At 37.7% G+C, this 13,673-nt stretch carries 14 protein-coding genes and 1 riboswitch; of the genes, 4 read left to right on the forward strand and 10 right to left on the reverse strand.

Going from position 1 to position 13,673, the window contains the following annotated elements; all coding sequences use genetic code 11:
- The first annotated feature begins 138 nt into the window (after window positions 1-138).
- Entirely contained in the window at window positions 139-588 is a 450-nt protein-coding gene (locus V6670_RS16925; RefSeq protein WP_036118901.1) for a universal stress protein, read from the forward strand.
- Window positions 589-796: 208 nt separating this feature from the next.
- Here the strand turns inward: V6670_RS16925 and V6670_RS16930 are convergent, their stop codons facing one another.
- The 5 genes from V6670_RS16930 to V6670_RS16950 form a co-directional block, all read right to left on the reverse strand.
- A complete protein-coding gene (locus tag V6670_RS16930; RefSeq protein ID WP_338651722.1) occupies window positions 797-1,726 on the reverse strand; it encodes a class I SAM-dependent methyltransferase in 930 nt (309 codons plus the stop codon).
- A gap of 90 nt (window positions 1,727-1,816) precedes the next feature.
- Window positions 1,817-2,320, reverse strand: coding sequence for a thiol peroxidase (tpx, locus tag V6670_RS16935; RefSeq protein WP_004226187.1), 504 nt, complete (start codon window positions 2,318-2,320; stop codon window positions 1,817-1,819).
- 134 nt (window positions 2,321-2,454) lie between these two features.
- Complete coding sequence (locus V6670_RS16940; protein ID WP_141904672.1) at window positions 2,455-3,081, reverse strand: RDD family protein; 627 nt, start codon at window positions 3,079-3,081, stop codon at window positions 2,455-2,457.
- A gap of 12 nt (window positions 3,082-3,093) precedes the next feature.
- Window positions 3,094-4,107 carry a signal peptide peptidase SppA gene (gene sppA, locus V6670_RS16945; RefSeq protein WP_036118896.1) on the reverse strand — a complete coding sequence of 338 codons (1,014 nt, stop codon included), beginning with the start codon at window positions 4,105-4,107 and terminating at the stop codon, window positions 3,094-3,096.
- A gap of 166 nt (window positions 4,108-4,273) precedes the next feature.
- Complete coding sequence (locus V6670_RS16950) at window positions 4,274-5,875, reverse strand: acyl--CoA ligase (RefSeq protein ID WP_338651723.1); 1,602 nt, start codon at window positions 5,873-5,875, stop codon at window positions 4,274-4,276.
- 190 nt (window positions 5,876-6,065) lie between these two features.
- Window positions 6,066-6,163: riboswitch (TPP riboswitch) on the forward strand.
- 91 nt (window positions 6,164-6,254) lie between these two features.
- Here V6670_RS16950 and thiM point away from each other — a divergent pair.
- Genes thiM through thiE form a run of 3 tightly spaced genes read left to right on the forward strand, consistent with a single transcriptional unit; the run spans window position 6,255 to window position 8,465 of the window.
- Window positions 6,255-7,022: a hydroxyethylthiazole kinase gene (thiM, locus tag V6670_RS16955; RefSeq protein WP_338651724.1), complete on the forward strand. Its 768-nt coding sequence runs from the start codon at window positions 6,255-6,257 to the stop codon at window positions 7,020-7,022.
- Window positions 7,010-7,834, forward strand: coding sequence for a bifunctional hydroxymethylpyrimidine kinase/phosphomethylpyrimidine kinase (gene thiD / locus V6670_RS16960; RefSeq protein WP_338651725.1), 825 nt, complete (start codon window positions 7,010-7,012; stop codon window positions 7,832-7,834). The genes thiM and thiD overlap by 13 nt, the downstream gene beginning before the upstream one ends.
- A complete protein-coding gene (thiE, locus tag V6670_RS16965) occupies window positions 7,824-8,465 on the forward strand; it encodes a thiamine phosphate synthase (RefSeq protein WP_338651726.1) in 642 nt (213 codons plus the stop codon). The genes thiD and thiE overlap by 11 nt, the downstream gene beginning before the upstream one ends.
- Before the next feature lie 70 nt (window positions 8,466-8,535).
- Here thiE and V6670_RS16970 read toward each other — a convergent pair whose 3' ends face one another.
- The 5 genes from V6670_RS16970 to ezrA form a co-directional block, all read right to left on the reverse strand.
- On the reverse strand, window positions 8,536-8,751 hold the full coding sequence (locus V6670_RS16970) for an alpha/beta-type small acid-soluble spore protein (RefSeq protein WP_058843395.1): 216 nt from the start codon (window positions 8,749-8,751) through the stop codon (window positions 8,536-8,538).
- Between the two features lie 144 nt (window positions 8,752-8,895).
- Entirely contained in the window at window positions 8,896-10,107 is a 1,212-nt protein-coding gene (gene thiI, locus V6670_RS16975) for a tRNA uracil 4-sulfurtransferase ThiI (RefSeq protein ID WP_338651727.1), read from the reverse strand.
- Complete coding sequence (locus V6670_RS16980; RefSeq protein WP_141904666.1) at window positions 10,107-11,261, reverse strand: cysteine desulfurase family protein; 1,155 nt, start codon at window positions 11,259-11,261, stop codon at window positions 10,107-10,109. Before V6670_RS16980 ends, thiI begins: the two co-directional genes overlap by 1 nt.
- A gap of 106 nt (window positions 11,262-11,367) precedes the next feature.
- Window positions 11,368-11,814 (reverse strand): GNAT family N-acetyltransferase, encoded by a 447-nt coding sequence (locus V6670_RS16985; protein ID WP_338651728.1) that lies wholly within the window; start codon window positions 11,812-11,814, stop codon window positions 11,368-11,370.
- A 107-nt stretch (window positions 11,815-11,921) separates the two neighbouring features.
- Window positions 11,922-13,622 (reverse strand): septation ring formation regulator EzrA, encoded by a 1,701-nt coding sequence (gene ezrA, locus V6670_RS16990; protein ID WP_141904664.1) that lies wholly within the window; start codon window positions 13,620-13,622, stop codon window positions 11,922-11,924.
- Between the last annotated feature and the right edge of the window lie 51 nt (window positions 13,623-13,673).

Raw genomic sequence — 13,673 nt, forward strand, 5'->3', positions numbered from 1 at the left:
TGGGAATTAAGTAAGTGTATATAATTGACATTTTGAAATGAAATGTCTTCACTTTTTCATATTTTTCTTTCGGAAAGTATTTCCTTTAGAAAATCATTTGGTATAATCAACATATACAAATCAGGGAGGTTTTTCAAAATGGCTAATCATTATAAAAGCATTGTTGTTGCAGTAGACGGCTCAAAAGAAGCTGAATATGCATTTCGTAAGTCAATTGATGTTGCAAAACGAAACGAAGGTGCTGTCTTAAATCTAGTAAATGTTATTGATACACGTTCATTCGCTGCAATCGAAGCATATGACCGTTCCATTGCAGAACGTGCTCAAGCATTCTCTGAAGAGCTATTAAATGGTTACAAAAAACAAGCTGAAGATGAAGGCTTAACAAACGTTAATCTTATCATTGAGTACGGCTCTCCTAAAAATATCATTACAAAAGAGCTTTCTAAAGTCGTAGACGCAGATCTAATCATTTGTGGTGCAACTGGTCTAAATGCAGTTGAACGCTTCCTAATCGGTTCAGTATCTGAAGCAATTGTACGTTCAGCTAAATGTGACGTACTTGTTATTCGTACACCAGAAAACTAATTCGCAATACATAAAAAGGTATCCTTCCATAGGATACCTTTTTACATTGTGTTGAAAAACAAAACGATCACTAGAATTTCTATAAAGGGTGAAAAAGGCTTTCCATTCTAAAGGACGCTGGCCCAACAGAAATCACACTCGCCTTACCAAAAGGTCTTTTTCTGCTAGTAGTAACAGTATCTTTTACTTATGTCGGCTTCCTGAGTAATTATTTGCCCTCTTTCCACATCTTCACTTTTTCAAAGAACAGCGCAAGAGCTTGCTTATTCTGCATATTCGGTACTTTTGCTAATAGTACTTCTTTAGGTGCTTTCAATTCCTTCGCTTGCTTTTGCAAAATCACAATACTTTTTTCTAATGCCTTATTGGCAAACATAGCCTCAGGTAATTGAATAATGGCTTGAATCCAAGCATGCTTTTGAATGTACTTGTGTAGTTGCTTAGACTGCTCCGAATCAAAAAGATGTGATGGCGCAAGGAAAAATAAATAGCCGCCATCCTTTGTATAATTCATCGATTGCTCAATGAATAGATGATGAGCATAACTCATCCCCTCTGCTGCGCATAATTCATAATCGAGCGCTACTTCCTCATTAGGATAATAGCCTACAGGTAAATCACAAACAACGGCATCCACTGGGTTAACCAATAAATCTTCTAAGGCATCTTGACGGTATAAGGAAATAGGCTGTTCTGTTAAATCAGCAGTAGCAGCAGCAAGACGAATTAATAGCTCGTCAACCTCTACGCCTGTCGCTTCCACTTTTCCATCTAATAAATTCATGACTGTTAGTAGTAAATTCCCCGTACCTACGGCTGGGTCCATAATAGACATTTTTTCGTTTGCAAGGCGCTCTTCAAATATTTGCTCCACAAAATAGCCAACTAGTAACCCTAACGTATCAGGTGTCATTTGATGGTTTGGTTGCGACCCTTTGCGCATTCCTTTTAAAATAGCGATTTGAATAGCTTTGCGAATATCCTCTTTTGTTGCATCCTTTTGTGAAAAATCAACTTCGCCTTCAAGCCATGCCTCGAGACCATCTAGCAACCCTTCTAACAATGTTAAATCTTGTTCTTTTTCGATCTTTTCAGCATGCTCATTTAGCAGACCAAATAATTTCTCGATATTTTCCATATTTAAACTTCCTTTCACGCAGAAAAGAGCCGTGACAAACTCTCGTCACAGCCCCTTTGTCTAGTATTATCTTAGCCTAAAAGCAGCTCATTATGCTAGTGCTTTAACAGCTGCAATGGCCGCTTCATAGTTTGGATGATCTGTAGCTTCAGGTACATATTCAACATATGTTACTTTATTATTTGCATCCACAACGAATACTGCACGTGTCAGAAGACGTAATTCTTGAATGTACACGCCATACGCTTCACCAAATGAAAGATCGCGGTGATCTGATACAGTTTGCACTGCATCAATACCTGCTGCACCACACCAACGCTTTTGAGCGAATGGAAGATCAACAGATACTGTATAAATAACTACATTGTCACCCAAGTTAGCTGCTTCTTCATTAAAACGGCGTGTTTGTGCATCACATACACCAGTATCTAATGATGGTACAACACTGAATAGACGAATTTTACCTTCTGAATCATTTAATGTTACAGGTGATAGGTCATTCGCTAATACCGTAAAATCTGGAGCTTGATCGCCCACCTTTACTTCATTTCCTACTAGTGTTACTGGACCATTTTTAAATGTTACTTGTGCCATATAAACGCCTCCTTATTTCATATGTACATAATATTACTAAATGAAGGGAATTAATTGCAACTAAGATAGCTTACTTTAGAAGAACTAGCTTAGAAATAGGAAAGACTGTCTCGAATTAGGAGACAGCCCTTTGTTTATTGTTCATTTTTTTCCTCTAGCTTGGCTAGTTCTAGTTTTTCCTCTTGCACAGTCGTTTCTATCTGCTCTTGCTGTTTTGGTAAAGCAGCTGGTGCTGGATCCTTTTCAACAAAGACTTTTTCGTGCACCACTGCTGTATCTGCAAAATAATCATGTAACCCTTGATTTTCTGGTAAAATGACTACCAAAATATACAGAGGCATAAAAATATTATTGATAATGCGGCCAATCCAATCACGGAATAACACATCTGACCAAGTAAGCTTATCATGCTTTAATGAAATAACACGTAAGCCAAAAACCATTTTTCCAAGTGTTTGCCCAAAGAACTTTGTCATCAGTACAAAATAGCTATAATAGAGGATCGCTGTGATGATTGAAATCGGTGCATACCAAACAGATTCTGATAAGGACCAATCCATTAGATAAAAGATAGGATTGATAAGTATTCCAACTACAGCAGAAATAATGAATCCATCTAATAAAAATGCCCAAAACCGAATCCAAAAACCAGCCGTTTTTAAAGCATAGTTTTTATGCTTTACTGACTCATCTGGAGCGTTCATAAGAAAGCCATTTTCCATAGAGGGTGAACCTTGCATAACAAATTCATTGTTTGTCATTGTACTCCCTCCTTAGTATTCCCCGTATAAATACATCATTTTCGGTGCACTGTAGTCGGTCATAATCTTCATTAGCATTTTTTCTTCTGCAGATGGACCAAACATGGAGCCAATTTTCATCCCAACGTATGATTGCCAGCCTCCCATATCGTACGCATACTCAAATAAAGCAGCATCTTCCAGTCCATAATCTGCACGTAGAGCAGCGATGGCTGCTTCTTCATCACCAATTTCATCGATTAAACCTGCTTCAAGCGCTTTTGTGCCACCAAGAATACGACCATCTGCAACCTTCTTCACTTCGGCTTCAGACATATTACGTCCCTGCTCTACAATGTCTACAAATTCTTCATACGTTTCATTAATCATATCCTGCATCATTGCACGTTCTTCTGGTGTCACTTCACGCATTGGGCTTAGCATATCCTTATGCTCCCCTGATTTAAACGTTTCAAATTTAACACCTACTTTTTCAGCCAATGCTTGGTAGTTAATGGATTGCATAATGACGCCAATTGAGCCTGTTATTGTATCACGATGGGCAAAGATTTTATCTGCAGGTGCTGAAATATAATAACCACCCGATGCTGCCATCGAATCCATCGATACATAAATTGGAATTTGTCGTTCTTCTTTAATTTTTAGCAGCTTTTTATAGATTTCTGCAGATTCTTTCACACCACCACCTGGTGAATTGACGCTTAAAACAACGCCCTGTATCGAATCATCATACAAAATATTATCCAATTGCTCTAAGAAAAATGTATGATCATAGGCAACTGGTTGCCATAATGTACTTGAGCCGATATCTTGAATCGCTCCATCTACCTTTAAATAAGCAATTCGCTTATCAAAATTGTCTCCTTCAATGACATTTTCATATACATCTAAATTATTCCCAGCCATCAAACTATCAAAATTACCTAGGAAATCTGCTTTAAATAGGGCAAAAATGGTGTTAATTCCTAATGAAAATAGTAAAAGAACACCTGCGACTACTAAAGCAACCCACCTTTTTACATTCATGTCTTTCCGCCTCCTCAACACGTAATACGAATGACTTGCTTATTTGTTTCATTTTTTTGCAATAATATGCAAAAAGCTTGTTGCTATTTATTTCCTCATATTACCTTACCTAAAAAAATAAAAAAAATCAAAGTCCATACCTTTGCATGAACTTTGATTTTCGACATTATTTCCTAGGAAATGATGATGAATGGCATTGCTTTGTTTCTTGTTGTCGTAATTCAACTCGTCGAATTTTTCCAGAGGATGTTTTGGGTAGCTCTTCGACAAATTCAATAGCACGAGGATACTTATATGGGGCAGTCAATGATTTCACATGACTTTGAAGTGTTTGAATAAGTGTTTCATCACCAATTTCACCATTACGAAGAACAATAAATGCCTTTACAATATTTCCTCGCACTTTATCTGGACTGGCAATGACAGCAGCTTCTTTCACAGTTGGATGCTTCATCAAAGCATCCTCTACTTCAAAGGGACCAATTGTATAACCGGAGGAGATAATGACATCATCTCCTCGACCCTCAAACCAAAAGTAGCCATCTTCATCTTTGTAGGCACGATCTCCTGTTATATACCAATCACCACGGAATTGTAAATTTGTACGTTCAGAATCATTTAAATATTTTTTAAAGAGAGCTGGTGTTTCACGATGAACAGCAATATCACCCACCTCTCCTACTGCAACGGGATTGCCGAAATCGTTAATAATATTAACGGTGTTGCCAGGAGTAGGTTTTCCCATTGAGCCAACTCGCGCCTCCATCCCTACCATTGTACCAACAAGTAATGTATTCTCCGTTTGACCATAGCCATCTCGCACTTGTAAATGGAATGTTTCTGAAAATACGTTGATAACCTCACTATTTAATGGTTCACCTGCTGATACAGCTTGGCGAATTGCATGTAAATCATATGCTTGTAAATTTTCAAGTGATGCCATAAAACGATATTCAGTTGGTGTACAGCATAATACATTGATTTTGAATTTTTCAAGCAGTGCCAAATAGGAAACCACATCAAATTTACCTTTGTAAACAAATGCAGTAGCACCACTGCCTAATGTAGCGAGAAAAGGACTCCATATCCATTTTTGCCATCCAGGTGCTGCTGTTGCCCAAACAATATCATTTTCTTGTACACCTAACCAATGTGGTGCTGTTGTTCGTAAATGAGCATAGCCCCAGCTGTGTGTATGTACCGCTGCTTTCGGGTTACCTGTTGTGCCGCTTGTATAGGCTAAAAATGCATTATCAGTACTTTTTGTCGGAGTCGGATTTATGTAAGTTGTAGGTTGATGGTGCATTTTTTCTAGTAAAGGCTGCCAAGGCTCATGTGCTTGTCCTATGACAAATTGCTGTATGCCCTGTAAATTTCCAACTTCATCAAATTGTTCAATATAGGGCTCATAGGCAACAACCCCTTTAGCATTCGCGTGATGAATGCGATACTCAATATCTTTTGTTCTTAACATTTCTGAACTTGGAATGATGGTTAAACCTGCTTTTAATGCTGCAATATAAACAATATATGCTTCCACTGAGCGTGGTACCATCACTAAAATCACATCACCCTTCGTTAAACCTTGTAAGGTGAAAACATGTGCTGCTTGATTCGCTTTTTCCATCAAATGTGCATATGTAATAAATTGTACAGCTTGATTTTCTTCATAAATAATTAAAGCATTTTTCGTTGCATCCTGAGCATATTTTTCAATTTCCTCTGTTATGTTATACCATTCTGGTGCAACTAAATCTTGTCTTTTCATGGCAAATGCCCCCTTTTGCTATGACACATTATAAAACTCCTTTTTCAGTATTTTCAATGGTTTGCGCTTAATTTAGGTAAAGTCATGACAACTATCATACCTAGCTATATGGCATCAGTCACGTTTTGTCGATAGGAAAACTAGCTATTGAATACAAATGAAAAGTATGGTACATTTTGGTCAACTAAAAGCAAAATTGCAGGGGGACTCGAAAGAGTTGAGAAGGTAAAACCTGACCCTTTGAACCTGTTAGTTAATACTGACGTAGGGAGCAACAGACATCGATTTTTTCAGATGAAAGGCTCTTTTTCGTGTATTTTTACATAAAAAGAGCTTTTTTGCATGCTTACGTCCATCCACAAAGGAGGACAAAAACAAAATGATATTTCAAACAATTCGTCAACAGCAACCACTTATTCATTGCATCACAAACTATGTGGTGGCAAATTTCCAAGCAAATGGTTTATTAGCATTAGGTGCTTCGCCCGTTATGGCTGACGATAGCCAAGAGGTTGAGGAAATGGTAGCAATGGCACAAGCTTTATTAATTAATATTGGGACACTCAATACTCGCACCAAAAACGCCATGCTGTTAGCAGGAAAAAAAGCTAATGCACTTGGCATTCCAGTTATATTAGATCCAGTTGGGGCAGGGGCTACAACTTATCGCAAGGAAACCGTTCAATACTTACTTGAAAACATAGAATTTGCCGTAATTCGCTGTAATATCGGTGAGCTTGCGGCTATAGCCAATGTAGATTGGCAACAGAAAGGTGTAGATAGTGGTCATGGCTCCATGTCACTGGAGACGGAAGCATTACTAGTGGCACAACGATATAATTGTATCGTTATTGTAACAGGTGAACGTGATCTTATAACAAATGGTGAGCATAGCCAGTGGATAGCTGGTGGCCATCCACAAATGACAGAGGTCACTGGTACTGGCTGTTTACTTAGTGCGTTTTGTGGTGCTGCCTATGTCGCAGGTAACAAGCCATACCACCAATTAGCAGAAACACTCACTTACTATAAAAAAGCAGCAGTACTAGCTTCTGCATTCACTGCAGATATCGGTGATTTTCAAATAGCTTTGCTTAATGCTATACATCGTTTATCAAAGGATGGTGAAGCATCATGCATATTGTAACGACGATTGCTGGATCAGATAGTGGTGGCGGTGCTGGTATACAGGCTGATTTAAAAACATTTCAGGAATTAGAGGTGTTCGGCACTTCCGTTATTACAGCTTTAACTGCACAAAATACAACAGGCGTGACAGGTGTTTTCCCCATTGACATTTCGTTTGTGGAAAAACAATTTCAAGCGTTAGTCGAAGATTTTCCAATTGCTGCAATGAAAACAGGCATGCTTTATTCCTCTGGTATTATCCAAGCCATCGCACGCATGATCGGTGAATTAAACATACCACTAGTTGTGGATCCCGTGATGATTGCAAAAGGTGGAGAAAGCTTATTACAGCAAGAAGCTATTGAGGCGTTACGCTCATCTTTACTACCACTAGCTACGATTGTTACGCCAAATATACCCGAAGCAGAGGCTCTCACGGGGAGAGCCATTCGCCATTTTGAGGATATGAAACAAGTGGCTCAAAGCTTTTTACAGCTAGGTGTACAATGCGTCATTCTAAAGGGTGGGCATTTAGCAGAACCACTTTATGCCATTGATTATGTATTTTTCAAAAATGGACAGTCTTTTTCGATGCAGTCTCCACGAATCCAAACAAAAAATACACATGGTACTGGCTGTACATTTTCAGCAGCACTCACTGCTTTTCTTGGACGAGGTTTAGCGATGGAAGAGGCTATTATCGAAGCTAAAAAATTTATTCAATTAGCGATTATGCATGATTTATCCATCGGCAACGGGCACGGACCTACAAATCATTTCGCTTATCAACAGCATAAGGAAGCCTGTGAGGTAATCATTCATGAAACGTGAGGATTTACAGCTTTATTTTATTATGGGGACAGGCAATGTTTTTCAACAAGATCCCATCCATCTCCTCGAAAAGGCATTGCAAGCTGGCATTACGATGTTTCAATTTCGCGAGAAAGGGTCTGTTGCCTTAACTGGATTAGCCTATGAACAATTTGCACGCCAATGTCAAAAACTTTGTCAGCAGTATAATGTACCGTTTATCGTTAATGATGATGTAGAGCTCGCTTTGCGACTTGGTGCTGATGGCGTTCATATTGGACAAGATGATTTAGATGTTGAAATGGCACGTAAAAAAATCGGGAACATGATACTTGGTGTTTCTGTACATTCACAGGAGGAATTACAAACAGCTATAGACCATCATGCTGATTATGTAGGAATTGGTCCAATCTTTGCAACAACATCTAAAAGTGATGCACAACCACCATGCGGTACAAATTTTTTACAGCAAGCTTATCATCTTTATCCTGAATTACCGATTGTAGCGATTGGTGGGATTACTTGTACAAATGCACATTCTGTTTTTCAAGCAGGTGCTGATGGTGTTGCCGTTATTTCTGCTATCTGTGAAAGTGAAGATATTACACACACCGTATCTACATTTACGTCGTTATCTCGCATAAAAAAATGATCTATAAACAAACTAAAACCAGTGCCTTTTACGGTCACTGGTTTTAAGTTTATAAATGCTTAGTCAGCATTTATTGGTTGTTTGGCATACCTTTTAATTGAGATTCTGCCATTTGTACAAGACGTTTAGTGATTTCACCACCAACGGAACCGTTAGCACGAGCTGAAGCTTCAGCTCCTAATTGAACACCAAATTCTTGTGCAATTTCGTATTTCATTTGATCTAGTGCTTGTTGTACACCAGGTACTGCAAGCTTGTTTGAACTGCTGTTGTTGTTTGAAGTCATGTGTCTCACCTCCTTGTGAATATAGAATGTGCGATATTCGATTTTTAATACGAAAATTTTAAAGGTAAATTGTACCTCTAATGGCATCTAGCCAGTAATATAAAAAAGCCGTCTCAAAATGGACTTTGAGACGGCTTTGAAACCTTATAATAGTTCTGCAAACTTATCTTGTTGTTGCTCTTCTTTCTTAGGGAAAATATAGACCTCTCGATTTTTTACTGCTCGCTCGATTAGCTCATCAAAATCAGAGAAGCTTTCATAATGCTCGACCTTTTCAAGCTTCGGCTTTGTTTTTGGACTTGTAGGTGTAAAAATCGTACAGCAATCTTCAAATGGCTGAATAGATGTTTCGTATGTGCCTATTTTTTCTGCAATATCAATGATTTCGAGTTTATCTGATGAAATTAACGGACGCAAAATAGGTGTATTCGTTACAGCATTAATCGCTGTTAAACTTTCAAGCGTTTGACTCGCTACCTGCCCAAGACTTTCACCTGTTACAATGGCAAGTGCCCCAATTTCCTCACGCACCTGATCAGCTACTTTCAACATCATACGGCGTGTTGTTGTCATCGATACATTAGAAGGTACTTTCTCTTTAATAAGAACTTGTATTTCAGTAAAAGGAATGACATGTAAACGAATACTAGCACCAAATTTCGTTAGTTCATTGGCAAGTACCTTTACTTTTTCTAATGAATTTTCGCTTGTATATGGTGGACTAAAGAAGTGAATCGCTTCTAATCGCACGCCTCGCTTCATCATTAAATAACCTGCAACAGGGCTATCAATACCACCAGATAACATTAATAAAGATTTTCCATTAGATCCTACAGGCATTCCACCTGCGCCAGGAATAACTTGTGCCATCATATATGTTGCATCATGACGAACTTCTACACGTAGTTCAATATCAGGCTGCTTCACTTTGACTGATAAATTTTGAAATTGCGGTAAAACATAGCCACCAATCTCACGTTGGATGGCATGAGATTCTAAAGGAAATGTTTTATCGGTACGTTTTACTTCTACTTTAAATGTATGCTGCTCATCTTTAAATGTCTCCATTATAATGATGGCAAGTTTCTTCATACTTTCTATATCTTTTTCACATGCAGCCACAGGGCTAAAAGATTGAATACCAAAAATTTTAGGTAAGCCTGTTACGAGTGCCTGCATTTGTGCTTCATTTTCTATAGCAATAAACATACGATCACGCTCTGTACGAATATGCAGTTGTCCTAAATCGGCAAAAGCATGACGAATATTTTCACGTAAGCGACGGATAAAATCCATTTTGTTGCGACCTTTTGTAGAAAGCTCGCCATATCGAATTAAAATTTCTTTCCAAATCATTACTTCATTTCTCCTTTGAGTTCCAGCATGACTTCTGCTAGTACTTGTTTAAACTTTTCTATATCTTGTGCTGTGTTATGTGCACCAAAGCTCATACGAATTACACCTTTTTTATAATGCTCATCAAGGTGCAGAGCCTCGACAACATGGCTTGTTTTCGTTTGCTTCGATGAACAAGCACTTGATGTTGACACGATGATGCCACGTTTTTGCATAGCATTAATAATGACTTCCCCTTTTAAATCACGAACACTGAACGATAAAATATGTGCAGCTCCTTGTGGAGTTGATAAAATATGCACTGCCTCTCCGTATCCTTTTAGTTGCGTACGAATTTCATCTTGCCATTGACGGTATTTCATTGCACAGTCATTCAATGTTTCTACTGCTAATCGAGCAGCTTTTGCTAATGCAACTGCTTGCGGTACTGCTACAGTACCACTTCGCAAACCAAATTCCTGACCTCCACCTAGTGCATAAGGCTGCCATCTCATGCTTTTACGAAAGGCTAATACACCTGAGCCTTTAAAGCCATGAATTTTATGACCAGAAATAGCAATACTGTCTGGACCTTCTTCTCCATTAAAGGACACAGCTAATTTCCCAAAGCTTTGAACAGCATCAACATGAAGAGCTGCTCTACTCATTTCATGAATCATTGCTGCTGCTTCCTTAATAGGCTGGATAGCACCCATTTCATTATTTACATGCATAATGCTAACTAAAATTGTATCTTTACGTATTTTAGCACGCAACTCATCTAAAGAAATGACTCCATGTTGATCAACTCGAAGATAGTCAACCTCATAGCCCTCTTTTGTAAGCTGTTTTACTGTTTCTAAAACCGATGGATGTTCTATTTCAGTCGTTAAAATATGCTTTCCTATATGTGTATTACTACGTGCTATACCAAAAATAGCTGCATTATTTGACTCTGTCCCACCTGAAGTAAATAGCACATTTTTTGCCTCTGTCTGCAAAATATCTGCTACTTGCTCACGTGCACGCATTAATAAATCATTTGCTTCAACTCCCATGGCATGGATGGATGCAGGATTGGCATAATACTGCTCATTCACTACCATAAATGTCTGCATAACCTCTGTTAAAGGTTTTGTTGTTGCACTATTATCTAAATAAATTGTCTTAACCATCACTTTTCACACACTTTCAAAACGTTGATTTAACGGTATTTATCATAACGCAATCTTTGGCGATTGACCACTAACTTTCACGATTCTTCAAATTTTAAATAGCATATTACACTTTTTTCAACATTGTCATAAAGACTGTTGGTGTACTAAATTCACTATCTTTGACAAAGCCGAATTTTTCATAAAGACGAATAGCTCTCTTATTAAATCGGGCCACAGTTAAACGAAGCGGTAGTTGATGCTCTTGTTGAATTGTTTTGACAATAAACGAAAAAAATGCCGTCCCTAAGCCTTGACCAGTTAGATTGGGCTTCATACCGATGCCGATATCTACATAGCATTCTGCATATGCCCCAATGTCATGTCCTTTCGGCACTTGTGCGGCTGTTCCTGTGCAATAATAGCCGATTAACTCCTCCTGCTCATTAAAGATAGCATAGTAGGGATTTTCGAGCATTTCTTGTAAGGTTTCATCTGATAAGTCATTATTATAAAGATCGTATGGTGCTGCATAATGCCACTGTAAAATTTCACTCGCATACTTTTCATTCATTTCTCGTAGCGACAGCTTCAACCGTATCACACCTTTCTCTCTATTTAAAAAGAAAGCTGTCTAAAAAGTAATCGCTATACTTTTTAGACAGCTAACAGTTATTTGAATTAATTTGACATAGACTCTTCTGCAACTATTTCTTGAATACGTTTTAAAGCACCTGGCTCCATCTCCTCAACAGCTGTTCCTGCTTCTTCTAATGCTTTCGCATAACGGAATTGATGGAATGCCTCTTCAGCTTCTTTTAAACGCGCATTCAATGTTGGGTTCGAAGCACGATGACGATTTCCATACTGAATAATACGTTCAATAAGCATAACATTTTCTATTAACTCATGTGCTTTGACTTTTACATCCTCAACACACAGTGTGGCAGCATTTAAATTATTATGAACAGTCCCCATATTTAGTGGTACTTCTTGCAGGCTTTGCATAACAATGTAGATGTGCTCTGCAGCCTCATCAAGACGTGCATCCATTTCCTCAGGGATTCCTGGGATATTGGCCTTGTTCAATAAGCGATCTGTATCTTGTAATATTTTCTTTAAATTTTCAACTTGAGCGCGGGCTTTATTTTCATCAATTCGAAGCTTCTTCATTGTATTTGATAAATGTCCTTGCTCCTCATGAATTCGTTCAAGCTCTTCACTAATTTCGATTAATTCTTCCTGTAAACTAGAATAAGCCGATTTTTCTTCTCTCACACGCATAGCTAATAAGTCGTAGCGACGTTGTAATGCTTCCAATTGCTTTAATGCAGCTTTCGGAATTTCTGCATCCTTTTCGTTCAAATGATAACTTTGTTGCACATAGGTCGCTTCATCATTCACTAATTTTGTTGAAGAAATAACATTAGTGATAGAGCTTAATAAACGCTCACAATTTTGATCAACGTAATTTTTAGCAATAACCTCTTTTTCAAGTAAATCATAAAAATGATCGATTTCTTCATTTATTTCTGTCACACGAGGTTTAACCACTGTTAAATTAAGCGCTGCTAAGTCTTTTTTTAATTCATCAAACTCTTTTTCATACTTATTTAATGCCTCAGTCAATTCTAAATGCTGTAAATAGTAAGATTGATCTTCCATTTCACGCTGACCATTCCGCAATTCCTGAACCGCTCCTGGTAGCTTCACTTGTAATTCCGTTAAAATAGTTGGGACATCATTAATAAATTCAAAGGTCTGCTGTGATTCTTGATTTAAACTAATGACAATTTCGCGTGCTTGCAAATAATTCCCATCATTTGTCAATACATCAAACTCTTCAAACTTTTGTACAAATGTTTCTAGCTTTTTCTCAAGTGCAGGTAACGCTACACCAAATGAATGTTGGTGAGCAAGCAAGGTCTTTCTTGCAGAGCGATAATATTCCTTTAATTGTTCAATTTCAATTCGATTTTTTTCTTCGCTGCCAATTAATTCATTCAGTTCTTCTAAAATTTTATCTTTATCTTGTTCGCATTTCTCAATATAATCTTCAATTTCACGTTCTATAAACGTCGCTTTTTTAAAACGAAGTCGATTAATTTGATCCTCAGCATCAAATAGCAATGAATCAATTTTAGTCATATGTACATCGATGACCTCATCCCAAGTATTGCGCCATCGTTCAAACATTTCTTCCGTTTCACCGTTCATGTTTAAAGATTTTACTTTTGAAATTTCTTCATTTATAGGATTATGTTGAATTTGTAATTTTTCATTTTCAAGTTTTGCAATGATTGCAACATGTTTTCTTCGCATCATAAATCCTACTATGGCTAAAATTAATAGTAGGATAATCGGAATGATGATATACTCCATCGTAAGCCTCCTATTCTACAATAAACGAATTGGCTAGTTGTCTTTATTATA

The organism is Lysinibacillus sp. Y5S-8 (genome assembly GCF_036894365.1).
Lineage (GTDB): Bacteria > Bacillota > Bacilli > Bacillales_A > Planococcaceae > Lysinibacillus > Lysinibacillus fusiformis_D.

Coding starts and splice junctions, on each gene's coding strand:
- tpx (WP_004226187.1), bottom strand. CDS start 2,320: ATGGCACAAGTAACATTTAAAAATGGTCCAGTAACACTAGTAGGAAAT.
- V6670_RS16940 (WP_141904672.1), bottom strand. CDS start 3,081: ATGACAAACAATGAATTTGTTATGCAAGGTTCACCCTCTATGGAAAAT.
- thiM (WP_338651724.1), top strand. CDS start 6,255: ATGATATTTCAAACAATTCGTCAACAGCAACCACTTATTCATTGCATC.
- sppA (WP_036118896.1), bottom strand. CDS start 4,107: ATGAATGTAAAAAGGTGGGTTGCTTTAGTAGTCGCAGGTGTTCTTTTA.
- V6670_RS16970 (WP_058843395.1), bottom strand. CDS start 8,751: ATGACTTCAAACAACAACAGCAGTTCAAACAAGCTTGCAGTACCTGGT.
- V6670_RS16925 (WP_036118901.1), top strand. CDS start 139: ATGGCTAATCATTATAAAAGCATTGTTGTTGCAGTAGACGGCTCAAAA.
- V6670_RS16930 (WP_338651722.1), bottom strand. CDS start 1,726: ATGGAAAATATCGAGAAATTATTTGGTCTGCTAAATGAGCATGCTGAA.
- V6670_RS16950 (WP_338651723.1), bottom strand. CDS start 5,875: ATGAAAAGACAAGATTTAGTTGCACCAGAATGGTATAACATAACAGAG.
- thiE (WP_338651726.1), top strand. CDS start 7,824: ATGAAACGTGAGGATTTACAGCTTTATTTTATTATGGGGACAGGCAAT.
- ezrA (WP_141904664.1), bottom strand. CDS start 13,622: ATGGAGTATATCATCATTCCGATTATCCTACTATTAATTTTAGCCATA.
- V6670_RS16980 (WP_141904666.1), bottom strand. CDS start 11,261: ATGGTTAAGACAATTTATTTAGATAATAGTGCAACAACAAAACCTTTA.
- thiD (WP_338651725.1), top strand. CDS start 7,010: ATGCATATTGTAACGACGATTGCTGGATCAGATAGTGGTGGCGGTGCT.
- V6670_RS16985 (WP_338651728.1), bottom strand. CDS start 11,814: ATGAATGAAAAGTATGCGAGTGAAATTTTACAGTGGCATTATGCAGCA.
- thiI (WP_338651727.1), bottom strand. CDS start 10,107: ATGATTTGGAAAGAAATTTTAATTCGATATGGCGAGCTTTCTACAAAA.